A 23212-nucleotide genomic window follows, 5' to 3' on the forward strand; every position below is an offset into this window, starting at 1 on the left:
CTTCAATCAACTCAAATCACTAACAATTTGTTAACGGCCTTGGTGTAAGGGAACGATAAATTTGCCCAAAATCCCGAGTATTAGTCCAAAATTCTCCCCATCTCCCCATCTCCCCATCTCCCCATCTATTTTTTGCGAGAATGAAACAGCCCTGCCCTTAAAAAAGGGGGGAGCCATACTCAAAGTCCCCCTTTTTTAAGGGGGATAATGGGGGATCTCCGAGGCAAGAAAACACGCCCTAACCCTCACCCCTCACTCAAACAGTTAAGAAGTGTGAAGTTTAGAGCTCAAAGATGGTTAAAACAGTAGATAATAATAAATTTGGCAGAAAAAGGATAAAACTATGGCAGATTACCAGCACTGGGAGGAATCACTCGTCGCACCAATTATACGTCAGGCTCAGCAAAAACTGATGTCTCCCAGGAAATTTCATGCTCTCTGCCAACAGGTGATCAAATCAACTGGTCAAAAAAAGCTATACTTTTATCCACCACCTTCCGAGCTACTGGATGTAACTAACGGGATTACCATCAAAGAGTTAAGACAATTTTTAGATAAATTAGCCAAGTATGTCAGTAGTACCTCCTCAGAAGGACACCGCGTCACACTCTACCTAAAAAGAGTGCGGCTTAGATTAGGTAGGGTAAACAAGACAGTTGTTTTAGTAAAAAAAACCAGAGTATGTCAGCACACTCCAAAATCTGTTGTAGAGGCGAAGCCTTCTAGGAAAAAATTAGAGGTCAACTCCAAAGGGTTGTATGCCAAGGCCATGCTTTCCCAGGATTTGCCCTCCCAGGATTTGCCTACACAACCAGCTCCAATTCATCCTGAAATGCTATCTACAGGGGGAATGAAGGTTGAGGTAGAAATAGCTGGAGCTGGCATGGTTGGTCGGGTAGCTCGCCTGAGAATTAATGGCAAAGACCTGGCATTTAAAGCATTTTTTGACCCAGATTTCGTATGGCAACATGGTCCTTGGGCTGAAATTCCCATTGGGATTAGATTGAAATATGCTCAGGTAACGAAAAACTGTGCAGAATTCTTGTTTGCTAGTCAAGATTGGATGGTATCGGAATGGATTTATCCCGATACTAATCCCGAGTTTCGGCACAATGGCATCACTTATGAACAGTTTGCAGAGCAAGAAGGTCTAACTCAACTCAATTCATTAAATATATATAATTACAATCCATACAATATACGTCTTGATCCAGGGGGAATTCAGAAAGAATACTGGGGCAGACGCTGGCAGGATTTTTTAAGAGGAATTGTCTTTTACCTCAGAAAAGTCCAGCGAGAAGGATTAAAATCCCTGACACCATACCTTTCAAAAAGAATGATTACTTACCTATTCCGGCGATTAATTGTTTTAATTTCTCCTTGGAAGAGTGGCTCGATCGGAGGAAGGGAAAAGCGATGATGAGATGATGGGATAATGAGATGATGGAATGATGAGAGAATCGGTATCCCAAGTCAGACAATCAAGCCAGAGAATAAGGTATAGTTGGATCAGTATTCAATTATCTATTAGAGTCAGACTAATTAACCTTAATAAAAATCTCCCCATCTCCCCATCTCCCCATCTCCCCACACCTCCCACCCTCCCCACCCTTCCCACACTTTCATTTTTATTGACAAATATCTTCACCCTTGCCCATTACCCGATCTTCCCCCATCTTTTGACACAGGAGTTTGGTAGGATATCTATAAAAGTGTCCCTAAACGCACAACTATACATCCCACAACTATACATCTCCCTCTCCTGCTATGCTTAAGAGACTAATTGGTGATCCCAACGCACGTAAACTCAAACGGTACCAACCTGATGTTGTAGAAGTTAACCTCCTCGAAGAAGACATCCAGCACCTATCGGATGAACAACTCAGAGGCAAAACCGCAGAGTTCAAACAGCAGCTGGAGAAAGCCAACACTAGTCAAGAGCGTGATGAAATTCTTGATCAAATTCTGCCAGAAGCCTTTGCTGTAGTGCGGGAAGCAGGAAAGCGAGTTCTGGGAATGCGTCACTATGATGTCCAAGTCATGGGTGGCATTGTCCTGCACAAAGGGCAAATCGCAGAGATGAAAACTGGTGAAGGAAAAACCCTGGTGGCTACTCTACCAGCTTACCTCAATGCCATCGATAGTAAAGGGGTTCACATTGTAACCGTTAACGACTACTTAGCCCGTCGGGACGCGGAATGGATGGGACAAGTTCATCGCTTCCTAGGTCTGAGTGTCGGGCTGATTCAATCGGGAATGTCCCCGGTCGAGCGGCAAAAGAACTATGCCTGTGATATTACCTATAGCACCAACAGTGAATTAGGCTTTGACTATCTCCGGGACAACATGGCCACAGCAATGTCAGATGTGGTGCAACGTCCATTTAACTATTGCATCATTGACGAAGTAGACTCAGTACTGATTGATGAGGCCCGAACCCCACTGATTATTTCTGGGCAAGTGGAGCGACCGACTGAGAAGTACATTAAGGCAGCAGACATTGCCCGCATGCTCTATCCAGAAGATCCAGACAATGGTGAACAACTAGGACACTACGAAGTTGATGAAAAAGCCCGTAACATCTTGATGACCGATGAAGGCTTTATCCGAGCGGAGCAACTTCTAGGGGTTAAAGATTTGTACGACCCCAAAGACCCTTGGGCTCATTATATTTCCAATGCCCTCAAGGCTAAGGAACTGTTTCAGAAAGATGTCAACTATATCGTGCGGAATGGGGAAGTAGTGATTGTAGACGAGTTCACTGGCCGAGTGTTGGCAGGACGCCGGTGGAGTGATGGTCTACACCAAGCCATAGAAGCCAAGGAACGGGTAGACATTCAAAATGAAACCCAAACCCTGGCAACCATTACCTATCAGAATTTCTTCTTGCTCTATCCCAAACTCGCCGGTATGACAGGTACCGCGAAAACAGAAGAAGCGGAATTTGAAAAAATCTACAACTTGCAAGTTACCATTATTCCCACTAACAAACCCTCTAAACGTCGAGACGTCTCTGATGTGGTTTACAAGACCGAGCCAGCTAAGTGGAGGGCAGTAGCAGAAGAATGTGCTGAACTCCATGAACAAGGACGTCCGGTGCTAGTGGGAACCACGAGTGTAGAAAAATCCGAGTTGTTGTCCGGTCTGTTAGCCGAAAAGGGAGTACCCCATAACCTGCTCAATGCTAAACCCGAAAATGTGGAGCGGGAATCAGAAATTGTGGCTCAGGCAGGACGGAAAGGAGCCTTGACTATTTCCACCAACATGGCCGGGCGAGGAACAGATATTATTTTGGGAGGTAATGCTGACTTCATGGCACGGCTGAAGCTACGGGAATATTTTATGCCCAAAATAGTGCAGCCCGAGGAAGACGAAGCCTTTTCCCCCATAGCGGTAACTACTGCCAAGCCTAAATCGGACGCTGTTGGGTTTGCTCCAGGAAAGAAACCGAAAAGCTGGAAGGTTAGCCCTCAGATTTTCCCTACCAAATTGTCCCGGGAAACGGAACAAATCCTAAAAGAGGCAGTAACTTTTGCAGTTGAACAGTATGGACAGCAGAGTTTACCGGAATTAGAAGCAGAAGAGAAATTAGCGATCGCTTCAGAAAATGCTCCCACCAATGACCCAGTGATTCAAAAGCTGCGGGAAGTCTATAAAGCAATTCAAGGGGAATATGACGCATTCACCACCCGAGAACATGATGAAGTGGTAGAAAAAGGTGGCCTGCACGTTGTTGGTACTGAACGTCATGAATCCCGCCGTATTGATAACCAGCTCAGAGGACGAGCGGGACGGCAAGGGGACCCCGGTTCTACCCGATTTTTCCTCAGTTTGGAAGACAATCTTCTGCGAATCTTCGGAGGCGATCGCGTAGCAAGGATGATGGATATGTTCCGGGTTGAGGAAGATATGCCCATCGAATCCGGGATGCTCACCAGCTCCTTAGAAAATGCCCAGAAGAAAGTGGAAACCTTCTACTACGATACCCGGAAGCAGGTATTTGAGTATGACGAGGTAATGAACAACCAACGGCGGGCAATTTACGCGGAAAGACGGCGAGTGCTGGAAGGACTAGACCTCAAAGAACAAGTCATCCAGTATGCCGAAAAGACCATGAGTGATATTGTAGATGCCTACGTTAACCCAGAGTTACCACCAGAAGAGTGGGATTTACAGAGCTTGGTAGGAAAGGTCAAAGAATTTGTCTACTTACTGCAAGATCTAGAACCACAGCATCTAGAAGATATGACGGTCGGGGAAATCAAAACCTTCCTCCATGAAGAAGTCCGCAAAGCCTATGATATCAAGGAAGCTCAAGTCGATCAAATCCAGCCAGGACTAATGCGGCAAGCTGAACGATTCTTTATCTTGAATCAAATCGATAACCTCTGGCGAGAGCATTTACAATCCATGGACGCCCTACGGGAGTCAGTGGGATTACGAGGTTATGGCCAAAAAGACCCCCTGATTGAGTATAAGCAGGAAGGCTATGAGATGTTCTTGGAAATGATGATCGATATCCGCCGCAATGTGGTATACTCACTCTTCCAGTTCCAGCCACAAATGCAACCCCAAGCAGTTTGATGTATTTTTAAGTTTAAGGTTCAAGGTTGAAGGTTCAAGGTTGAAGGTTTAAGGTTGAAGGTTTAAGGTTGGCTGCTTCCTGTTGCCTTTTGCCTTTTGCCTTTTGCCTTTTGCCTTTTGCCTTGGTTGAGTATAGTTTAAGGTTTAAGGTTTAAGGTTTTAAGTTACCGAATCCCGAATCCCGATTCCCGATTCCCGATTCCCGATTCCCGATTCCCGATTCCCGATTCCCGATTCCCGATTCCCGACTTAACTCTATGGTCAATCCCCTATCCATAAACTTTTCTACCACAATACCGATTGCTACTCCACTCATCAATCCACCCACTAGTCCAGCGACGGCCCCAACCACTGTTGTCGTTTCTCCTGTTGCTACCAATCCAGTCAAAGCCGTTACCCAGGTAATAATACTAAGCTGATATAGCGTTTCTAGGACTCATGAGGTACACAAGATTGTTTCACTCTTGACTCTTGCCTTGCCCTCCTGGGAGGGGTTAGGGGTGGGTTCCTAATCCCTGCTCCCTGCTCCGAACGCGCCCCGCGTGGCCCACGGCCTCAGTCCCTGCTCCCTAAAACCTAGATATTTGTACCTCACCAGTTATAGAATTGCTATAGAAAGTTAACAACACTTAAACGGGAAGGTTAAATGTTGATTAACTTAGTAGTTATAGAAACCAATAGCTATTACTGGTTTCTATAACTGGTCTAACTTTAACTGGTCTAAACTACATCACCTTTGATGGTATTGCTGGTTGATTAGTTTCAGTTCTTTCCCAGGGGAAAGACTTGTATTTTATGTAGAAACCACCTAATACCACCAGTATGATAATAATCATACCAATACCTAGGAAGCTGGGTAGCCAAAATGCCACTTCGATATGGTTGATTTGACCAGGTTGCAGTGTCCAAACTAGCTGATGTCCATCATCGTAAATCGTGGGACGAATGGCATTGGGGGATTTCTCAATACTGTTTGCTCCCCAAGGGGTCTCTAGGCTAAACTGCAAATCGAATAGTGAAGCAGCAGTAACCACAATCTTGCCGTTATCAGAGTTGATTACCCCTAGGCTGCGCAAATCAAGGTCATAGCTTAAGTGATTTCGTTGCACCACAAAAAAGTTGTTTTGATCTAGGCGTAAATTAGAGTTAAAACTTGGGTTACTATCACTCTCTGCTGCTAATGGGGAATCTTCTGGGTGACCAACTGGGTTAAAAAACTGCTCAAACTTGGATACTAATTCCTTACCGTTGTTAAAGGGAATTGCGATCGCAATTTCTCGGTCTGAGAGGCGCTGAGTTTTGCCCTGAAGCTGCTTTGCCCGACTTTCGAGACTTCTGAGCCATTCGGTCGCCTCAGCATCGCTCAACTTTGTCAGCTGTTCTCCAAGCTTGATCTGCTGGACAATCTTGCCATGGTGTTCACCGTCAAACCTGACCCCAAGATCATAGTTGACACAACCAGACAGTAGCACTGATGCCAGCACAATCACCCCCAGAACCCGTAAATGCCTCAGAGTTCCACTAACCAACTGCCTTAAACTCACAAAATTTAACTTCACCAACCCTTCTCCTTTTTTTCTTAGTGTCCTTAGGGATTTATGAAACAATAGGTCGATTTGTTACATATATAACCTAAAACCAATACAATAGCATGTTGTAATCATGTTATAGAATCTCATAAACCAGGCCAAATCCTATGAATAAGCCTACTTTACGTAAACTGCATAGTACCTTAGCTCCAATCATCGTACTGCCTTTCATGATCACAGCAATCACCGGGATAGCCTATAGATTAGGGAGAGCCTGGTTTGGGCTTTCTAAAGATCAAACCCACTTTTTAATGGCGATTCACGAAGGAGAATATCTTGGTGATCAACTGAGGCCGATTTATGTACTTTTAAATGGTTTAGGATTAATTTTTATGTTAGTTACAGGTATAGTAATGTATTGGAAAAGTATCAGCAAGAAAGGTATTTTTTCTAGCAAAGTGACAGATAAAAAAACCGCCCCAGATAGTTAATTAACTGACTATAGCAGTTTTTAATTCGGTGAGGTACATTTTTATAGGGAGCAGGGAGCAGGGAGCAGGGAGCAGGGAGTAGGGAGCAGGGAGCAGGGAGTAGGGAGTAGGGAGTAGGGAGTAGGGAGTAGGTCGCACCTCTTGATGGAAAGCGCTAGTGGTTTTGGATGTGGATCAAGACAAGGTGAGCTTTTGCATTACTCACTTACATTACTCGCCGCCTAACCCACCCAACCCTTGGATTTAAGCAAAGTTAAAAAAACAGTCTCTGCTGGCAATATAGCTTTTTTTAGCCTAATGAGGTACACAAATTTTTTTTCCTGTTCCCTCTGCTCCTCCTGGGAGGGGTTAGGGTTGGGTTACTATTCCCTGTTCCCTGTTCCCTGTTCCCTGTTCCCTGTTCCCTGTTCCCTGTTCCCTGTTCCCTGTTCCCTGTTCCCTGTTCCCTAAAACAAAAAAACTGTACCTCACCATATTGAAAAACGCTATATCAAAGCCCAAACCAAATCAATCCACCCAGGGTTAAACTCACCAAACCAACAGCTAGCCAGACGAATTGATTATCCTTAGTGTTAATCTCAGCAGGATCTAGGGGTTCTGGTACCAAGCCTAGGCTAGGCTGCTTGCGATCGCTAAAAGACCTATACACATAACTCTCCCGGTCGTCACTTTCTGCGATCGCACCTAAGTCAGGAATGTTGGTCATCCATTCTGCTGGTCTAGTAAGCTGAGGAGCTTGCAGAATATAGAGTAAATCTTTACCTTGTTTGGAGGTGTCTAGGTCAGGATGGCTAGTCAACTGTTGGCAAAGTGCGATCGCTTCCGCTTTTTGCCCAGCTGCCTCATAAGCCATCACCAACCACATTTGCACCTCTCCCCCGAGCCGAGAGGATAGATTTACCAGATTTCTGGCTGTGGTCAAATGCTCTATAGAAGCACGATATTCTCCTCGTTCAAATGCGGCTTTTCCTGACTGGTACTCAAGGGAAAATTTTTCATTAGCCATTAGTCATTCGTTAATTATTAATTGTTAATTATTAATTGACATTTTCAATTAACAATTTCCTAGTTGCCATTTTCCCTGTGTCCTTAGTTAGTAAATTCTGATGCCACGATCATCGAACCGATTCCTTCATCGGTGAAGATTTCCAGGAGCAGGGCATGGGGAATGCGACCATCAATAATATGAGCCGCACGTACCCCTTGAGCAAGCGATCGCACGCAGCCGTTCACCTTAGGAATCATCCCACCAGAGACTACCCCACTCTCAATCAACTGCCGTGATTGTTGAATATCTAGCTGACGAATCAGGCTAGATGGGTCTTTAGGATCCTTCAAAACCCCAGGGGTATCAGTCAGCAAGATCAGCTTTTCTGCTTCTAAAGCAGCTGCGATCGCACCGGCCACCGTGTCAGCATTGATATTGTAAGCTTGGCCAGTATCATCAGCCGCCACACTAGACACTACTGGAATGTAGCCACTATTGACCAAAGACTCTACTAGCCGCACATCCACAGTGCTCACTTCCCCAACAAAGCCAATACCCTCTTGACCTTCTGGGCGTGCTACGAATAAGTTACCATCTTTGCCACACAGCCCGACAGCATTACCACCGGCGTAGTTAATCCCAGAGACCAACTCTTTATTCACCCGACCCACCAGCACCATCTCCACTACATCCATCGTGGCAGCATCGGTAACCCGCAGACCATTCTTAAATTGTGGCTCAATCCCTAATTTCCCCAGCCAGCTATTGATTTCCGGACCACCACCGTGGATAAGGACTGGTCGTACACCTACACAAGCTAAGAATACAATATCCCGGATCACCTGTTCTTTGAGATTGCTGTCTTTCATTGCCGCACCACCATACTTAACCACGACTGTGCGACCAGCAAACTTTTGGATGTAGGGTAGTGCTTCACTGAGTACCCGCACACGGGTTGCTTCAGTTTCCCTTATGTACTCTTGAGTATAGAGCATAGGCAATCACTCAAATCTATAATCACATCCACAGCAGTGTAAATCATTTTCATAGCTTAGGGCTAGATAGAATGGCTCGTTTCTTAAGAATTGGAACAGACAAAGCTTCAGGGGAACAGAGGTATAGCTGTTTTCTTCTCCTAAAAAATAGATGGGTCAAATGGTCAGATGGTGATATAGGTAGAATTTTCGACCCGACTCCCGACTCCCGACTCCCGACTCCCGACTCCCTACTCCCTACTCCCTACTCCCTACTCCCTACTCCAATTAACCTAGGACCAGGTACCTCACCCAGATATTGAAATCAGATAGTTTTTAGGAAAAATTGCGGATTTAGAAGCAAAAGCCCAGACTAATTTAACAGAATCAAACAAGGCTACTAGCTTCAAGCAGGGCTTTATCTTAGATTTACCTTAATGGGTAATTAGTAATCAGTAATTTTACCTCACTACTACCCACCAATGACCGATTACCATGAGCTCCTGTGTTAGCTTAAGTATATAGCCCAACAAACAATTGCTTATTTACCTGTTTCACCTCGATGCTGAAAATCCTTCTCAAGCAGCTGCGCCACGATCATTATATTCTTTGGTATAACAGCTTAATTATTATACTATTTTTAATTTTAAGTATTTATGTCAAGATTCAGGACAGGGGTTATATAGTCGTAGGACTTTTTGATGATCCTTTTCTTATAAATCGCCCCTACATCGGCACGTTATCAGCTGTCTCTGAATTAATGTGGTGCGTAGTAGTAACCATTTGTTTATGGTGCTGGTTATTGCTGAACAAAATCCAGCCTAATCAAAAAATAAATCGATTTATTTTTTCCTCTGCAATTGGCATTGGAATATTATTAATTGATGATGTTTTCAGGATTAATTTAATACTAGTAAATCAAGGGATTTCCAAAGCGCCGGTGTATTTTATGTATGGCATAGGTGCCATCCTGTATGGATTAGCTTTTTGGAGGATAATTCGAGCTACACCATATATACTGCTGATGATTGCGGCAATTTTATTTGTAATATCTGGTTTGGTGGATTCATCCCATTTCTCAGGACAAGGAACCCGAGCCATGCTAGAAGATGCCACTCGGTTATTGGGTATTATGAACATAACTCTCTATTTCAGCCAGGTATGCTGGCAGGTGATGCTGCAATCTTTATATAGAAAGATAAATCGAGCTTTATAATTCCCAAATTGGGAGTTAAAGTTCTCTGAGCAAAGAATTGTTGTGGGGTAATTTTAAATTACGTAATTTCACAGATTTACAGTCCCTGGTCAAAACGTTAAGAATAGAAGAACCAAGTGTGTCTTACTGTCATGGGAGGTGATTACCTTCTTGATACCCAGTTCCACTTCAAAAGGGAATTAACTCCAACGGATAAGTGGAAGATATGCTACTTGGTACGAAACTAAGCTGGTTAATCTGACCATTGCTGTTACCGTCGGTGCTGCTGGAAATTCACCCTTGCCCAATTGACCAACGGCATATGCTCACAATATTACAAGACATGTTCTCTGGTCATTATATATCCCACGAGCATTGCTATGTCTGGAAGCCTGAATTACTTGGACTTCATGCTGGTTCGGATTTGCTAATTGCCCTATCCTATTACTCTATTCTGCTGTTGGTGATCTATTTTTGGTCTCAAAACCAAGATCTGTCATTACTGAAGATTTTCTTACTATTGAGTCCCTTGGTTTTGTTCTCTGGAACTAGTCACTTGCTAGAGGTCTGGACAATTTGGCATCCAGATTATTGGCTTTCTGGTTTAGTCAAAGGGACTAGTGCCATACTTTCTCTGTCTAGCGCGATCGCACTAGTAGTAGTGATGCCAAAAGTCTTAGCATTCTCCAGTAGAGCTGCACTGGAAGCGACTAACACAGCTCTGGAAAAGGAAATTGCTGAACGTAAGCAAACCCTAGAAGAACTACTGAGATCCCAACAAACCTTGTCCCTCCTGGTAGAGCAAACTCCCCTTGGTTTCATTGAGTGGAGCCTGGATGGTGAAGTGATGCAGTGGAACCATGTAGCCGAAAAAATTTTTGGCTATAAGAAGATGGAAGCCTTTGGGCATCGTGCCCATGAATTGATGAAGCCGCAATCTTCCGTAGAGCAGTTCCAGCGAGTTCTGCAAGACTGTTTGAATTTTCAGTGTAGCAACTGCATTACGGAAAACTACCATCCACAAGATGGCAGTAGTATATTTTGCCAGTGGCACAATGCTCCCTTAATTGAATCTGATGGCACCATCATCGGAGTGGTGTCCGTGGTAGAGGATATCACGAAGCGCAAGCTAGAGGATGATGTCCTCAGCCAAGCCTATGAAGAGTTAGAACAACGAGTATTAGAACGGACAAAGCAACTAGCAGAAGCCAATGAAGTCTTAACAGCTGAAATCAGGGAGCGCCGCCAGGTTGAGTCCGAATTAGGCAACAACCTGGAGCTGCTCAACCGATTTTTGGAATATGTACCCGCAGCTATTGCCATGTTCGATCAGCAGATGAGGTACCAGTTTGTTAGTCGCCACTGGTACTCAGAGTACAACATATATGATGACAACATCATTGGCAAAAGCTACTACGACGTATTTCCAGAAACTCCTGAGGGTTGGAAGAAAATACACCAATGGTGCTTAGAGGGTTATTCAGCAGAGTGTGAAGAAGATTTGTTTATTCGCGCTAATGGTGAACAACAGTGGCTCAAGTGGGAAATCCGTCCTTGGGTTGACATTAGTGGGAAGATTAGCGGTATCATTATGAGTACTGAGGTGATTACAGAGCGTAAGGAAGCTCAAGAGGCCCTCAAACGACTTAATCAAGATTTATCCCGATCTAACCGTGAGTTAGAACAGTTTGCTTACGTGGCTTCCCATGATTTACAAGAACCACTGCGAGCGATTAGTAGCTACACCCAACTCTTAGCTAAAAAATACCAGAGTAACCTGGATGCTCAAGCGGATAAGTATATTCATTACATCGTAGATGGCGCTACTAACATGCAGCAGTTAATCCAGGATCTGCTGAGTTTTTCTCGGGTGGGAACCCATGGTAAAGAATTAGCAGCTACTGACTGCGAGGTAGTACTGAATCGGGTTTTAGACAATTTAAATGTGGCGATTATCGAGAGCGATGTCATAGTTACCCATGACTCCTTACCTGTAGTTATGGGGGATGATATACAACTGAGTCAACTTCTGCAAAATCTCATCGGTAATGCTATTAAGTTTCGCAGCCAAGAGCTACCCAGAGTCCATATTTCAGCGGAACTGAAGGGTAAGGAATGGATCTTTTCAGTTCGTGATAATGGTATTGGTATTGAGCCTGAGTACTTTGAGCGCATCTTTACTATTTTCCAGCGCTTGCATACCCGCCGTGAGTATCCCGGCACAGGCATTGGTCTAGCAGTTTGTAAGAAAATTGTAGAGCGTCATGGCGGAAAAATTTGGGTAGAGTCAGAGCTAGGAGTAGGCACAAAATTTTACTTCTCAATACCACAGCATCATCATGAGTTAAACATTATCTAGAAATTTCAGGAACTGGCATCATGAACATTATGACAAATACTCAACCAATTGATATTCTGCTGGTAGAAGATTCGTCGAGTGATGCCGAACTCATTTTAGAGGCATTATGTGATAGCAAGCTATCCAGTAAGTTTCACTGGGTTGATGATGGAGCTAAAGCGATCGCATTTCTCCGTAAGCAGGGAAAATATCAGGAAGCCCCACGTCCAGCTTTAATTGTTCTGGATCTTAATTTACCAAAAAAAGATGGTCGCGAGGTTCTCCAAGAAATCAAGGAAGACCCCCAGATAAGTACAATCCCAATTATTATATTAACCACATCTGACTCTCAGCAAGATATTATCAATACTTACAGACTAAAAGCTAACTGCTACATTTGTAAACCCATAGATTGGGAAAGTTTTATGTCGATGGTGAAGCGGATTGAAGAATTTTGGTTAGACCTTGTTAGACTGCCATTATATCAATAAATATGGACACCAATTCCCTGAAAATACTGCTAGTAGAAGATAACCCAGCTGATGCGGATATTCTCCAAATCATTTTAACTGATGCTCAAGAGATTCAGTGGTCACTGGTGCAGGTAGAAAAGTTACAAGATGCTATTGATTCCCTCAGTAAACATCATTTTGATATAGTCTTGTTAGACCTATCGTTACCGGATAAACAGGGATTGATTACGGTAACAAAAACCCACGAGGTAGTACCGGATTTACCCATTGTGGTGTTAACGGGTCTTAATGATAGAGTTACTGCCCTAGAAGCATTACGAAAAGGAGCACAAGATTATTTAGTCAAGGGCAAAATTGATAGTGAATTGCTGATGCGCACAATTCGCTACGCTATTGAGCGAGCCAATACTATGAAGCAGCTTCGACAAAGTGAGGAGCAATTGCAACGACTCAATGAAGAATTAGAACATCGCGTTGCAGAACAAACCGATGAATTAAGGCAAAAAAATCAGTACCTGCAAGAGGAAATTTCAAATCGGAAGTCCTTGGAAGAAGAACTTCGTCAGGCGTTGAATAAAGAAAAAGAACTCAATGACCTCAAATCTCGGATTGTTTCAGTCGTTTCTCATGAATATCGCACCCCACTGGCCACAATCCTCTCTTCGGCAGAATTATTAGAACATTACAGTCATAAATGGTCTTCCGAAAAAAAGCGACGTTATTTTCAGCGGATTCAAACGACGGTTCAACATCTGACTAAGTTAGTGAGTGATGTACTGCTATTCAGTAAAGCTGAGGCAGGAAAATTGGAATTCAAACCATTACCTATAGATGTGGTAGCCTTATGTAAGGAAATTGTGGAAGAATTTAAACTAACAGCTAAGACTGGGTTTACTATTAACTTTAACTGTATAGATAATTCAAAGGAAACTTCCTGCTGTAGTAATCAGGGTTGGTTTTGCAAAGCTGATCTAGATGAAAAACTATTGCGGCAGATTCTGTCTAATTTGCTCTCCAATGGGATTAAGTATTCACCGGATGGGGGTGATATCCAATTTGATCTGATCATGAGTGATGATAGTACGATGTTCCGGATCCAAGATTCTGGCATTGGCATCCCCCCAGAAGACCAAGAACGGTTATTTGAGGCTTTCCAGCGCAGTAGTAATGTTGGTACTATCTCTGGTACCGGACTAGGATTAGCAATTGTCAAAAAATGTGTTAACCTCCACGGTGGTGAGATTTGTGTAGAGAGTGAAGTGGGAGTTGGTACAGCCTTTACGGTCACATTGCCATTACACTCATCCCATTATTCAGCAAAGCCTAATACCTAGGTAAGGGTGTAAGTATGCCTAATTAGTCTTGCTGGTGAGCAAATTGGTGAGCACCAAATAGAGAAAGTGCGATCGCAAACCCCAGCAGAATCGGTATCGCATACCAGGGAAACTCAGACAGGGGTAAGTAAGCAGCAGCCCGGAGTCCAGTGCTGGTATAACTTAGAGGCAATAGATAGACAATCACTTTTAGGGCTGTAGGTAAGGTCCCTGGGTCAAAAAACGTCCCACCTAGGAAGGACATTGGAACAATTAAGAAGTTGTTGAAAAGACCAACCATTTCCAAGGATTTGACATTCAATCCCACTATCACCCCTAAACCGGCAAACACAGCACAATTAAGCACTAGCAACAAGAAAAATAAGGGATTGAGAAAACTCCATACTTTCCCAGTAAACAGCACTGCTACCAAAATAACTGAAGCAGATGTCATTAATCCCCGCAAAATCCCCGCCATCATTTTGCCGACATGCAAGGCTAAGGGATGGACTGGCATCAACAAGGTTTCCTCAAAGGTTTTGGTGTATAGCCGATCACCGCAAATGGAAAAGGTAGTGCCAGCAAAGCTAATGGTCATAGACGACAGCGCCACCATTCCTGGCAGAATAAATTCTAAATAGGATTCACCAACTGGGGGAGTCATTGTCCGATCTAAGGTACTCCCTAGGCCGAGACCAAATGCCAATATGTAGATCACTGGGGAGATTAGCCCACTAGCAACGACTTGGGTGGCTCGCACCCGTAACTTTAGCCAGTCCCCCCACAAAACCGTGAGGCTATCTGTGACTATAGTCGGTAACTGGGACGAATCAAGCAAGCATTGTGAATCTTTCGATTAACTCTATTGCTGATGCCAGCGATCAAACCCATGTCTATGCTGCATTGGTAGTCATGGATGACATTAGTGATGAAAAACGCCTCAAGACTACCATGTATCGCTATATGACCCAGGAGTTAGCAGAGGAATTACTTAAGCTTGATGACCATAAATTAGGAGGCGATCGCAAAGAGGTATCCGTTCTGTTCTCCGATATTCGTGGCTATACTGCCTTGACCGAAAGTTTAAAGGCAGAAGAGGTCGTGCGTATGCTCAACGACTATTTTGAGTCGATGGTGGATGCAATTTTTGAATATAAAGGTACCCTCGACAAATACATTGGCGATGCGATTATGGCTGTTTTTGGTTCGCCCTTGCCCCAAGAGGATCATGCTTGGAGAGCAGTGCAAACAGCTTTAGAGATGCGCCGCCGTCTCAAAGAGTTTAATCAGCAACGTGTTGAAACTAATCGAAAACCTTTAAAGATCGGCATTGGGATCAACTCCGATAGCGTCATTAGTGGTAATATCGGTTCAACTAAACGAATGGAGTTTACCTCTATTGGTGATGGAGTCAATTTAGGTGCTCGCTTGGAAACAGCTAGCAAGCAGTACGGTTGTGACATCCTAATTAGTGAAAATACTTACAGAGCCTGTCCTGAACAGATCTTGGCCAGGGAATTGGACAAGGTAATTGTTAAGGGCAAGACCAAGCCAGTATCCATTTATGAATTGGTGGGTCTAAAATCTGAACCGATTTCGGAGTACAAAGAACGAATCATTGAACATTACGATAAAGGCCGTCAGTATTACCTCCAGCGACAGTTCGCCCAAGCCATGGGTGAGTTTGGCACCATTATAGAAAAATATGACAAAGATGACCAAGCCTCTTTATTGCACCTGAGCCGTTGTCAGCGTTTTCTTCAAGAACCTCCTAAGGATGACTGGGATGGTGGCTGGAAGTTGTTAGAGAAATAGTCGTTAGTCCTTAGTAATTGGTAAAAGGATAATTGCGGGTTATAGCAATTATCAGCAGCGTTTGAGCAACATTGCTTATCCTTTTAAGGCAAAAGGCAAAAGGCAAAAGGCAAAAGGCAAAAGGCAAAAGGCAAAAGGCAAAAGGTAATACTAAAGAGGGTTTTAAGCGATGCAGCGCCGACCTGAAGGGAGCCAGTGCCTTCATGATGGGCTCCCCCCCATGAGCAACGGTTGTAGTTTCCACGGGGCTTACAGGGATGTAGGGCGGACGCAGGTGACCCAAACAGAACCCAAACCATGAGCGACTGCATCCCTGTTCCCTGTTCCCTGTTCCCTGTTCCCTGTTCCCTGTTCCCTGTTCCCTGTTCCCTGTTCCCTGTTCCCTGGACTAATCGATTAACGATTAGAGAACCTTGTGAGTGTACTCGTGCTGTTTGACATTATCTTCCTTAGTAACAACTCGCTGCATATTTAGCAACCGCTTGCGTTCTGTGGAAAAGTTGAAGTTATCAAACGTTGTGCCGAGGGGAATATGAGCGATCGCTTCTGGACAACTCTTATAAGTGCGTGCAGCGGCGAGGGCTCGGTTAGTAAAATCATCGCAAAACTGAGCATCTTCTGGGAACTCAGCGGGTTTGAGAAGGCTATCCCCTGAGATTACTTTACCTAGAGTCGTACCACAAGCCACTGAGTAAGATGTAGGAACGCTTTTAAGCAATGCTTCTAGGGAGGCTGAGGGGATGGGTTCAATAATTTGAACTTGATGAACTTCCCCCTCTTCTTTGATAAAGCAGGTGGCTAAGCCCACCACCAGGTAGTTATCGGTAGATAAATCGGGAGCATTAGCTAAGGGAGTTACAGCGGTCATAAGACGATTTCAGTAAACGATTTCAAACCAAGATATATCACGCGCCAAGATATATCAAATCAATAGCTTTGGTGGCATTCTATCAGCAGAGCAGGTCAGCTGATACCGATTAATCCAACAGCCGGTCACCTAACTCTTTTCTAAGTCTTTTATTAGAGTGATGGCTTTTTGGGATTAAAGCAACCGTAATATTACCCAACCAGGAACCATATTTGACTGGAGGTGGATGACGTATAACGGATTGAGCTGTTATTTGTAGATTTAAGGATGGCTGGGGTAAACAACCTGGAAGCGTTATGATTAGGTTTCAAAAAGCAAAAGCAGCTTTTGGCTACCTGCCATTATGTGTTTTTGTTTATACCGTTGATGATATGGCGTTGGAAAATATATAGTAAAGTATAATGCTACGTGAACATCATGACATAACACTACTAAAGTTGCGCCAGCAAGTTGGCTTAACTCAGCGAGAACTTGCTGAGGCTCTTGGAGTAACCCAAAAAACCATTTCCATTTGGGAAAGGGGTAAAATGCAGCCTAAGCTCTCCTTTTGGCAGACTAAGTTAATGATGGAAAAGCTCAACTGCACCCTTGATCAGCTAATCATTGCCACTGAGCTGAAACACCAGAATGAAAATGAAATTAAATCACCCCCAGTGGTACCACATAATCCCAGATTTTTCTAAAACTCAAGGGTGGAATCTTGGCCTTTGGCTAGGTCTGAATGATGTCCCTTGGGGGGCTGACTGCATATAATGGGTTGACTAGCGTCAGCACTAGGGCGCTAGTCGTTTGAATCTATGAGGATTAGCACAATGCTGGTGCCCTTTGGACAATCGTCCTTTGGAATATAGCTGAGTAAAAACCATGTCGTTACCAAAACTGTTACGAGCACTATGCCCAAGGTTAGCGTACTCTACGATCAAATGTAGTTAATGCTCCTTAGACCAGTCTAAAAGCTGTGGAACTCTTAGTCCCATGGCTTTTTGTTTGTTCTCAACTACAAAACCCCCTTAGAGCTTGGAATCATCCCTGCACGACGAGGATCAATTTCCACAGCCATGCGCATTGCTCTGGCAAATGCCTTGAATGTCGCTTCAATAATATGATGTGAATTGATCCCATCTAGTTGGCGGATATGTAGGGTGAGCTGACTATGGTTAACCAGTGCGACAAAAAACTCCCGCACCAGCTGGGTATCATAGGTTCCGACACGCTGGGTAGGAATTTCTAAGCCATAGCTTAAGTGAGGACGCCCAGAAAAATCTAGAGATACCAGAATCAATGCCTCATCTAGGGGAGCCAGGAAATTCCCGAAGCGGAAAATTCCTTTGCGATCGCTTAATGCTTTTGCCAAGGCTTGCCCTAGGGTAATCCCAACATCTTCGTTAGTGTGGTGATCATCAATTTCTAGGTCCCCATTTGCCTGCACCTCCAAGTCAATCAGTCCATGGGAAGAGATTTGATGCAGCATATGGTCTAAAAATGGGATGCCTGTATTAGCGGTGCAGATACCTGTACCATCTAAATTCAGTGACACTTGTACATCAGTTTCCCCAGTAGTACGCCTGACTGAGGCTGTTCGCGCCTTTAACTTAGACTCTTGGGTGTTGAGAATTATCGCTCCGCTCTCGATCTGCGTCGGGTTATCGCTTACTTGCATTACATCTGTGCTCCTGTCTAACTTAGCTTCATCCGCTCAATTGCCTCACAACGAACATGCGCAGCATGAGTGTGAGATCAATTGCGGACAGGGTTTATATCGTTTATACTAGATATAGTAGGGAATATAAATTAAGAGCTAACCGCCACCTACGTGCTTAAAAATAGAACTTATTGTATTGTTCCGGCGGGTCGGGGCATCCTGTGTCGTTAATAAAGTAACCCGTGTATCCGTGCGCCATAGCTGGAGTTGGTAAAAAGCCCACACTGAACCGTGCTTGTCAGTGTGGGAGTATGTCACCTACATCCCCATTATTTCGTAACCAGCGTCTACATATAAAACCTGACCAGTGATGCCACTGGCTAAATCACTACACAAGAAGGCAGCTGCTTTACCCACTTCTTCCTGAGTAACAGTGCGGCGCAGTGGTGCTACTTTCTCTACATGATGAATCATATCCATTATCCCCCCAACTGCTGAAGAGGCTAAGGTCCGGATTGGTCCTGCGGAGATAGCATTGACCCGAATCGTTTGGGGTCCGAGTTCTGCTGCCAGGTAACGAACACTCATTTCCAGTGCTGCTTTGGCAACACCCATCACATTATAATTGGGAATTACTTTAACCCCGCCAAGATAGCTGAGGGTGACAATGCTACCCCCATCAGTCATCAAGTGTTTCCAAGCTGCTGTTAGTCGATTGAGGGAGTAACTGCTAATGTCTAAGGCTAGGGAAAACCCCTCACGGGATGTCTGACTAAATTCTCCCGATAGATCTTCTTTATTGGCAAAGGCTAAACAGTGAATCAGGATGTCCAGTTTGCCCCATTGTTTTGCGATCGCATCCGCAATCGCTTCAATTTGGGCATCGTTTCGGACATCACAGGGCATGATAAGGCTAGGCTCGAGCGGCTCTACCAGGTCTCGAACTTTTTTCTCATAGCGACCTTTTTCGTCAGGCAAAAAGTTCACACCTAAATTTGCCCCCGCGTTGTGCAACTGTTGGGCGATCCCCCAAGCAATGGAGCGGTTGTTGGCGATGCCAGTGACAAAAGCATTTTTTCCGTTGAGATCGAGCATGGTTTTGAGGTTGAGTCGCGCTATGAGTCAGGGTTGAAGGTTAGTTAGCCATCTATGACAGCCCAGTTATTATATCCCTGAATGCAGCAACGTTGAGTTTTTCAGCTCCATCTCAACTAGTAATAGGTAATTGTGAGCCCAAGTCTGGTCAAGTATTAAATTGTTATAATTTTTATTATAAATTTTCAGTATAAACGTTTATTATCGTTTATAAGCAAGCGTGCCAGGTAATAAAACTACCTCTATCGGCGATCTGCAATCACCCGGAAGCGAAATAGCGACTAACTCCCCAAGTTAATAGGGATGGGTTATGGCAAGTTTGGTGAGGTTACTCACCCGACTAGAACCAGGGAAATGGCTATTGTGCACCCCATACCCGTTCGCTCCACACCCCAAACCGGGTCTCCTGTTTACCCTTCAGGCTTACCCCCTGAGGTCAGCACCAATCATGACCCCTGAGGTTTTTAGTGTTTGGTAGCAATTTTTACAAAAAATTAGCTCAGATTGATATTAAGTAGTGGGAATTGACACTCACCGGCCTGTTCGCGTAGCGTGGCCAAAGGCCAAACGCGAACGGCTTTGCCAAAAGGCGCGGGGATTCCTAGATCTACGAGCCGCCGTAAACCGCCGAGTTCCTATTTTTGACGCCGCCAAAAACAAGACAATACAAAACCCGCAAATCCGTGAAAACACCAAATTCCCAGTCAATTCACGACAGACCTAGAGGGCAGTTCTCCTTAGGCGTTCAAGTACTTGTTGGAAGTGCCTTAAAAGTCCGTTTCCCTTCCTTTTCCTCAAGTTCCGGTGTGCCCCACCGTACTTTGTTTTATCTCAAAGGTTATTCTTCTAGGTTCACACGCCAACTGTTGATTGACGATTGGGTTTTTAAAGAGGACTTTCCCTACCCTCTAGGCATTACTTCTTTATGGGCAATCAATTGCGGATCTCTCTTCCGGTTGAGCCAACGGTTTCTCAGCCTGTACCTATCTAGATTATACACCAAACAGACGTGGATTTTCAGAAAGCCGTCCTAGAAGGACGGGGTTTTAAACCCAATATTTTTGATAAATTTGTCGATTCCACGATGATTGGTACTAATCGCCGCTTTCCCCTCAGGGGTTAAGTAAGAATCAAGCCAAGAGCTTGCTAAAATATAGACTAGCAGTTAATACTGTTGGCCTGTTGGCAAATTAGCTCAAAACTTGCCCGGTGCGGTTACAGTCGTCGAATTAAATTCGCCACGGGTCGCACCGCCGAAATTGATGGGCAAGGGGAATTGGAAACGGTTGTAGCAGTTCACAACAAACTAAATAAAACTGTTTAAAATCCGCTAAAATAGCCTAAATATACCAGATTAATGAGCTAATCCGTGGCTTAACATCCCCGGAAGTCTCTTAAATGTAAATAGATAGGGGCATTTGTACAAAGAAATAGATATGGATAGGGTTGTGACGCAGGATACACCACTAGCGGCTGTGTTTCGTCAGATTGGTAGAGGAGCGTTTCCACCAGTCGTAGAAACCTATGAGCGAAGTAAGACGATTTTCTTTCCAGGAGATCCAGCTGAACGGGTTTACTTTTTGCTAAAAGGTGCTGTAAAACTTTCTAGAGTATACGAAGTAGGGGAAGAAATTACTGTAGCACTGCTGCGAGAAAATACGGTTTTCGGTGTTCTATCCCTGATTACTGGTCACCAATCTGATCGGTTCTACCATGCAGTTGCCTTTACAACTGTAGAGTTACTCTCTTCCCCGATTGACCAGGTCGAAAAAGCACTGAAGGAAAACCCGGAATTATCAATGTTGATGTTACGGGGGCTATCGTCTCGGATATTACAGACGGAAATGATGATCGAAACCCTAGCTCATCGGGATATGGAGTCTCGATTGGTGAGTTTTCTATTAATTCTCTGCCGTGACTTTGGGATACCCTGTGGCGATGGCATTACCATTGAACTGAAGTTGTCCCATCAAGCGATCGCAGAAGCTATCGGTTCGACTCGGGTGACTGTCACCCGTCTACTGGGAGACCTACGGGAAAAAGAAATGATTTCGATTCACAAGAAAAAAATTACTGTCCACAAGCCAGTGGTTTTGAGTCAGCAATTTACTTGAAAATTAGTGATTGCAACAACAATAAACCTGATTGCGACCATTAGATTTAGCAATCCGTAGGTTCTCGTCAGCAGATCGCAGTAGGCTTTCCCCTCTATGGTCGTCCGTATGGTTAAGGGAAGCAACACCCAAGCTAATGGTAATTCCGAGCACCAATCTTCCATCAATCTGAAACGGTTGATCGCTAATAATATGTCGCACTCGATTAGCCACTGCTAGGGCTTCTTCACAGTCAGTGTGACTAAGAATGATCACAAACTCTTCTCCACCATAGCGAAAGAGGGAATCTTGAATTCGTAGGTTATGTTTGAGACGACTTGCCAGTAGCTTGAGAGCGCGATCGCCTACCGGATGTCCGTAGTTGTCGTTGATGGACTTGAAATAGTCTACATCTAGGATAATCAGACTCAGGGGCGTTGATTGACTAAAGGCATTTTCGACTTGTCGGGGTAACTCCCATTCCATTGCCCGACGATTGCTCAATTCTGTCAAGGGATCAACCAATGCTATCCTAGATAGGAAATCATTAGTGTGCATTGCTTGCCGGTATAGTCGCACTCCTCGTAACCCTGCCTGAATTTGTGCCTTAAGCAACCGATTTTCTGCTACAGCTATGGCTGAGTCTTGATTACTGATTGAACTGATCCGTAAGTAGGCATCTGCACCGTTTTCTAGGGCTTGAGCACATTCTCTTAACTCCCAGTTTGGGTCTCGGCCCATTTTTGTAATCGCTATTTCGGGCAAGTCATTGATCAAAATGCAGTATATCCAACCGAGCAGCTTTTGTTCTTTAATATGACGACATATTTGTAAACTAGCCACCTGGGTTGCCTGCAAAATTAAAATAGCGGGTTGTCTAGTCTTGATGAGTTGTATGACATCATCAAGTTCCCAAGATACCTCGACAGTGCTAGACCTTATATAGCAAGTCCGCTTCACAAATGCAGTGATAAACTGTTTATTTCCTACTACTAATATAGAAGTATCGTTTTTATTTATAGTTAGCTCTACAGAGCTAATACATTCACCAGCAATTAATAATCTTAACACTGCTACTTCTTCAAGAAAGTATTAGCTAATACGTTTGGCTCTAAATTCACCAGTCTATGGGATTGGCTATGGGATAGATAGATTCTAGATAACTAGATAAATTTCTCCTATTGCTGACTATCGTTTGGGAGCTCAAGTACAGTTGGATCAGTTACCAATTTCCCATTGCCGATTCCCGATTCCCCANTCTAACTGTAGATCAGGCTCGGTGGCATATGAGTGAGAAGTTGGAGGTGCCAGAGGGGATTCATCTTTTCCCCTTACCCCCTTACTCTCCTGAATTACAACCGGCAGAGCGATTATGGCCTGTGGTGAATCAAGCCTTGGGAAATATAGTATTTGACTCAATAGAACCCCTTGAAGACCTTGTTGAGCAACGCTGGCGCTATTTGCTCAATTCCCTGAGAGTTGATCCGCTGCATCAGCTTCTATCATTGGTAGCCTGAGGTAATGGAAGAAGCTGCTTAACTATGGTCAATTAATGTGACTTGATATGAGAGACTTGGTAAAGTAAAAAAAATCAGAATAATTATCGATGTCAGGAGTACCGAAAATAGACATTGCTGAATCAGTAGAAGAACTAAAATCTCTAATGAAGCAGCAGAAAACGAGATTGGGATATGGGGTGCGACTAGTTATAACTAGGAGCCTGTAGAGTATACAGGGTAAACGCATCGAAATTTGTATCAAAATTTACAGTTAAAAACTAAACAATAATATCAAAAATCTATAATTACCCTGTT

Annotated in this window: 26 protein-coding genes; 16 read left to right on the plus strand and 10 right to left on the minus strand. The window is 44.0% G+C overall.

Annotated features, from left to right (window positions below):
- Window positions 1-343: 343 nt before the first annotated feature.
- Window positions 344-1420 (plus strand): hypothetical protein, encoded by a 1077-nt coding sequence (locus F6K51_RS09390; RefSeq protein WP_293019821.1) that lies wholly within the window; start codon window positions 344-346, stop codon window positions 1418-1420.
- 347 nt (window positions 1421-1767) lie between these two features.
- Window positions 1768-4584: a preprotein translocase subunit SecA gene (secA, locus tag F6K51_RS09395; RefSeq protein WP_293019823.1), complete on the plus strand. Its 2817-nt coding sequence runs from the start codon at window positions 1768-1770 to the stop codon at window positions 4582-4584.
- Between the two features lie 151 nt (window positions 4585-4735).
- Here secA and F6K51_RS09400 read toward each other — a convergent pair whose 3' ends face one another.
- Both F6K51_RS09400 and F6K51_RS09405 read right to left on the minus strand, forming a co-directional pair.
- A complete protein-coding gene (locus F6K51_RS09400) occupies window positions 4736-4936 on the minus strand; it encodes a hypothetical protein (RefSeq protein ID WP_293019825.1) in 201 nt (66 codons plus the stop codon).
- A gap of 373 nt (window positions 4937-5309) precedes the next feature.
- Window positions 5310-6143 (minus strand): DUF3153 domain-containing protein, encoded by an 834-nt coding sequence (locus F6K51_RS09405; RefSeq protein ID WP_293019826.1) that lies wholly within the window; start codon window positions 6141-6143, stop codon window positions 5310-5312.
- Window positions 6144-6280: 137 nt separating this feature from the next.
- Between F6K51_RS09405 and F6K51_RS09410 the strand changes: the two genes are divergently transcribed.
- Window positions 6281-6604, plus strand: coding sequence for a PepSY-associated TM helix domain-containing protein (locus F6K51_RS09410; protein ID WP_293019827.1), 324 nt, complete (start codon window positions 6281-6283; stop codon window positions 6602-6604).
- Here F6K51_RS09410 and F6K51_RS09415 read toward each other — a convergent pair whose 3' ends face one another.
- Window positions 6605-6742: a hypothetical protein gene (locus F6K51_RS09415; RefSeq protein WP_293019829.1), complete on the minus strand. Its 138-nt coding sequence runs from the start codon at window positions 6740-6742 to the stop codon at window positions 6605-6607.
- Between the two features lie 159 nt (window positions 6743-6901).
- Here F6K51_RS09415 and F6K51_RS09420 point away from each other — a divergent pair, with 159 nt between their 5' ends.
- Window positions 6902-7054 (plus strand): hypothetical protein, encoded by a 153-nt coding sequence (locus tag F6K51_RS09420; protein ID WP_293019831.1) that lies wholly within the window; start codon window positions 6902-6904, stop codon window positions 7052-7054.
- A gap of 40 nt (window positions 7055-7094) precedes the next feature.
- Here the strand turns inward: F6K51_RS09420 and F6K51_RS09425 are convergent, their stop codons facing one another.
- Both F6K51_RS09425 and argB read right to left on the minus strand, forming a co-directional pair.
- Window positions 7095-7610, minus strand: coding sequence for a hypothetical protein (locus F6K51_RS09425; RefSeq protein ID WP_293019833.1), 516 nt, complete (start codon window positions 7608-7610; stop codon window positions 7095-7097).
- Between the two features lie 83 nt (window positions 7611-7693).
- A complete protein-coding gene (gene argB / locus F6K51_RS09430) occupies window positions 7694-8587 on the minus strand; it encodes an acetylglutamate kinase (RefSeq protein ID WP_293019834.1) in 894 nt (297 codons plus the stop codon).
- A 71-nt stretch (window positions 8588-8658) separates the two neighbouring features.
- Between argB and F6K51_RS09435 the strand changes: the two genes are divergently transcribed.
- The 5 genes from F6K51_RS09435 (at window position 8659) to F6K51_RS09455 (ending at window position 13906) form a co-directional block, all read left to right on the plus strand.
- Window positions 8659-8889 (plus strand): hypothetical protein, encoded by a 231-nt coding sequence (locus F6K51_RS09435; RefSeq protein ID WP_293019835.1) that lies wholly within the window; start codon window positions 8659-8661, stop codon window positions 8887-8889.
- Between the two features lie 239 nt (window positions 8890-9128).
- On the plus strand, window positions 9129-9782 hold the full coding sequence (locus F6K51_RS09440) for a hypothetical protein (protein ID WP_293019836.1): 654 nt from the start codon (window positions 9129-9131) through the stop codon (window positions 9780-9782).
- 301 nt (window positions 9783-10083) lie between these two features.
- Window positions 10084-12120, plus strand: a complete 2037-nt coding sequence (locus tag F6K51_RS09445; RefSeq protein WP_293019838.1) for a PAS domain S-box protein — start codon at window positions 10084-10086, stop codon at window positions 12118-12120.
- Between the two features lie 20 nt (window positions 12121-12140).
- Complete coding sequence (locus tag F6K51_RS09450; RefSeq protein WP_293019839.1) at window positions 12141-12590, plus strand: response regulator; 450 nt, start codon at window positions 12141-12143, stop codon at window positions 12588-12590.
- Window positions 12591-12592: 2 nt separating this feature from the next.
- Window positions 12593-13906 carry an ATP-binding protein gene (locus F6K51_RS09455; RefSeq protein WP_293019841.1) on the plus strand — a complete coding sequence of 438 codons (1314 nt, stop codon included), beginning with the start codon at window positions 12593-12595 and terminating at the stop codon, window positions 13904-13906.
- Between the two features lie 22 nt (window positions 13907-13928).
- Here the strand turns inward: F6K51_RS09455 and F6K51_RS09460 are convergent, their stop codons facing one another.
- Window positions 13929-14723, minus strand: a complete 795-nt coding sequence (locus F6K51_RS09460; RefSeq protein ID WP_293019842.1) for an ABC transporter permease — start codon at window positions 14721-14723, stop codon at window positions 13929-13931.
- Window positions 14724-14728: 5 nt separating this feature from the next.
- Between F6K51_RS09460 and F6K51_RS09465 the strand changes: the two genes are divergently transcribed.
- Both F6K51_RS09465 and F6K51_RS09470 read left to right on the plus strand, forming a co-directional pair.
- The gene (locus tag F6K51_RS09465) at window positions 14729-15700 is read left to right on the plus strand and encodes an adenylate/guanylate cyclase domain-containing protein (RefSeq protein ID WP_365939931.1); all 972 of its coding nucleotides are present in this window, start codon (window positions 14729-14731) and stop codon (window positions 15698-15700) included.
- Window positions 15701-15997: 297 nt separating this feature from the next.
- Window positions 15998-16138: a hypothetical protein gene (locus F6K51_RS09470; protein ID WP_293019843.1), complete on the plus strand. Its 141-nt coding sequence runs from the start codon at window positions 15998-16000 to the stop codon at window positions 16136-16138.
- On the opposite strand, the gene F6K51_RS09475 is transcribed toward F6K51_RS09470, so the two are convergent.
- Window positions 16104-16568 carry a hypothetical protein gene (locus F6K51_RS09475; protein WP_293019845.1) on the minus strand — a complete coding sequence of 155 codons (465 nt, stop codon included), beginning with the start codon at window positions 16566-16568 and terminating at the stop codon, window positions 16104-16106. The two genes, F6K51_RS09470 and F6K51_RS09475, sit on opposite strands and share 35 nt — an antisense overlap.
- 401 nt (window positions 16569-16969) lie before the next feature.
- On the opposite strand from F6K51_RS09475, the gene F6K51_RS09480 reads away from it, so the two are divergent.
- On the plus strand, window positions 16970-17251 hold the full coding sequence (locus F6K51_RS09480; protein ID WP_293019847.1) for a helix-turn-helix transcriptional regulator: 282 nt from the start codon (window positions 16970-16972) through the stop codon (window positions 17249-17251).
- A 314-nt stretch (window positions 17252-17565) separates the two neighbouring features.
- On the opposite strand, the gene hisB is transcribed toward F6K51_RS09480, so the two are convergent.
- Both hisB and fabI read right to left on the minus strand, forming a co-directional pair.
- Window positions 17566-18228, minus strand: a complete 663-nt coding sequence (hisB, locus tag F6K51_RS09485; RefSeq protein WP_293019849.1) for an imidazoleglycerol-phosphate dehydratase HisB — start codon at window positions 18226-18228, stop codon at window positions 17566-17568.
- A 300-nt stretch (window positions 18229-18528) separates the two neighbouring features.
- Window positions 18529-19305 (minus strand): enoyl-ACP reductase FabI, encoded by a 777-nt coding sequence (gene fabI, locus F6K51_RS09490; protein WP_293019850.1) that lies wholly within the window; start codon window positions 19303-19305, stop codon window positions 18529-18531.
- A 517-nt stretch (window positions 19306-19822) separates the two neighbouring features.
- Here fabI and F6K51_RS09495 point away from each other — a divergent pair.
- The 3 genes from F6K51_RS09495 to ntcA all read left to right on the plus strand — a co-directional run bounded on the left by F6K51_RS09495 (window position 19823) and on the right by ntcA (window position 21419).
- The gene (locus F6K51_RS09495; RefSeq protein ID WP_293019851.1) at window positions 19823-20029 is read left to right on the plus strand and encodes a hypothetical protein; all 207 of its coding nucleotides are present in this window, start codon (window positions 19823-19825) and stop codon (window positions 20027-20029) included.
- A gap of 450 nt (window positions 20030-20479) precedes the next feature.
- On the plus strand, window positions 20480-20629 hold the full coding sequence (locus F6K51_RS09500) for a hypothetical protein (protein WP_293019852.1): 150 nt from the start codon (window positions 20480-20482) through the stop codon (window positions 20627-20629).
- A 112-nt stretch (window positions 20630-20741) separates the two neighbouring features.
- Window positions 20742-21419, plus strand: a complete 678-nt coding sequence (ntcA, locus tag F6K51_RS09505) for a global nitrogen regulator NtcA (RefSeq protein ID WP_293019853.1) — start codon at window positions 20742-20744, stop codon at window positions 21417-21419.
- Window positions 21420-21422: 3 nt separating this feature from the next.
- Here the strand turns inward: ntcA and F6K51_RS09510 are convergent, their stop codons facing one another.
- Window positions 21423-22469, minus strand: coding sequence for a GGDEF domain-containing protein (locus tag F6K51_RS09510; RefSeq protein WP_293019855.1), 1047 nt, complete (start codon window positions 22467-22469; stop codon window positions 21423-21425).
- Window positions 22470-22579: 110 nt separating this feature from the next.
- Here F6K51_RS09510 and F6K51_RS38365 point away from each other — a divergent pair, with 110 nt between their 5' ends.
- Window positions 22580-22915 carry a transposase gene (locus F6K51_RS38365; RefSeq protein WP_365939932.1) on the plus strand — a complete coding sequence of 112 codons (336 nt, stop codon included), beginning with the start codon at window positions 22580-22582 and terminating at the stop codon, window positions 22913-22915.
- Window positions 22916-23212 lie beyond the last annotated feature (297 nt).

The organism is Moorena sp. SIO3I8 (genome assembly GCF_010692325.1).
Lineage (GTDB): Bacteria > Cyanobacteriota > Cyanobacteriia > Cyanobacteriales > Coleofasciculaceae > Moorena.

Excerpts from the sequence above, each read along its gene's own strand:
- secA (WP_293019823.1), top strand. The coding sequence starts at position 1,768 with ATGCTTAAGAGACTAATTGGTGATCCCAACGCACGTAAACTCAAACGG.
- F6K51_RS09420 (WP_293019831.1), top strand. The coding sequence starts at position 6,902 with ATGAGGTACACAAATTTTTTTTCCTGTTCCCTCTGCTCCTCCTGGGAG.
- F6K51_RS09480 (WP_293019847.1), top strand. The coding sequence starts at position 16,970 with ATGCTACGTGAACATCATGACATAACACTACTAAAGTTGCGCCAGCAA.
- F6K51_RS09410 (WP_293019827.1), top strand. The coding sequence starts at position 6,281 with ATGAATAAGCCTACTTTACGTAAACTGCATAGTACCTTAGCTCCAATC.
- F6K51_RS09450 (WP_293019839.1), top strand. The coding sequence starts at position 12,141 with ATGAACATTATGACAAATACTCAACCAATTGATATTCTGCTGGTAGAA.
- F6K51_RS09440 (WP_293019836.1), top strand. The coding sequence starts at position 9,129 with ATGCTGAAAATCCTTCTCAAGCAGCTGCGCCACGATCATTATATTCTT.
- F6K51_RS09425 (WP_293019833.1), bottom strand. The coding sequence starts at position 7,610 with ATGGCTAATGAAAAATTTTCCCTTGAGTACCAGTCAGGAAAAGCCGCA.
- hisB (WP_293019849.1), bottom strand. The coding sequence starts at position 18,228 with ATGCAAGTAAGCGATAACCCGACGCAGATCGAGAGCGGAGCGATAATT.
- ntcA (WP_293019853.1), top strand. The coding sequence starts at position 20,742 with ATGGATAGGGTTGTGACGCAGGATACACCACTAGCGGCTGTGTTTCGT.
- F6K51_RS09390 (WP_293019821.1), top strand. The coding sequence starts at position 344 with ATGGCAGATTACCAGCACTGGGAGGAATCACTCGTCGCACCAATTATA.
- F6K51_RS09470 (WP_293019843.1), top strand. The coding sequence starts at position 15,998 with ATGAGCGACTGCATCCCTGTTCCCTGTTCCCTGTTCCCTGTTCCCTGT.
- F6K51_RS09445 (WP_293019838.1), top strand. The coding sequence starts at position 10,084 with ATGCTCACAATATTACAAGACATGTTCTCTGGTCATTATATATCCCAC.
- F6K51_RS09455 (WP_293019841.1), top strand. The coding sequence starts at position 12,593 with ATGGACACCAATTCCCTGAAAATACTGCTAGTAGAAGATAACCCAGCT.
- argB (WP_293019834.1), bottom strand. The coding sequence starts at position 8,587 with ATGCTCTATACTCAAGAGTACATAAGGGAAACTGAAGCAACCCGTGTG.
- F6K51_RS09435 (WP_293019835.1), top strand. The coding sequence starts at position 8,659 with ATGGCTCGTTTCTTAAGAATTGGAACAGACAAAGCTTCAGGGGAACAG.
- fabI (WP_293019850.1), bottom strand. The coding sequence starts at position 19,305 with ATGCTCGATCTCAACGGAAAAAATGCTTTTGTCACTGGCATCGCCAAC.
- F6K51_RS09475 (WP_293019845.1), bottom strand. The coding sequence starts at position 16,568 with ATGACCGCTGTAACTCCCTTAGCTAATGCTCCCGATTTATCTACCGAT.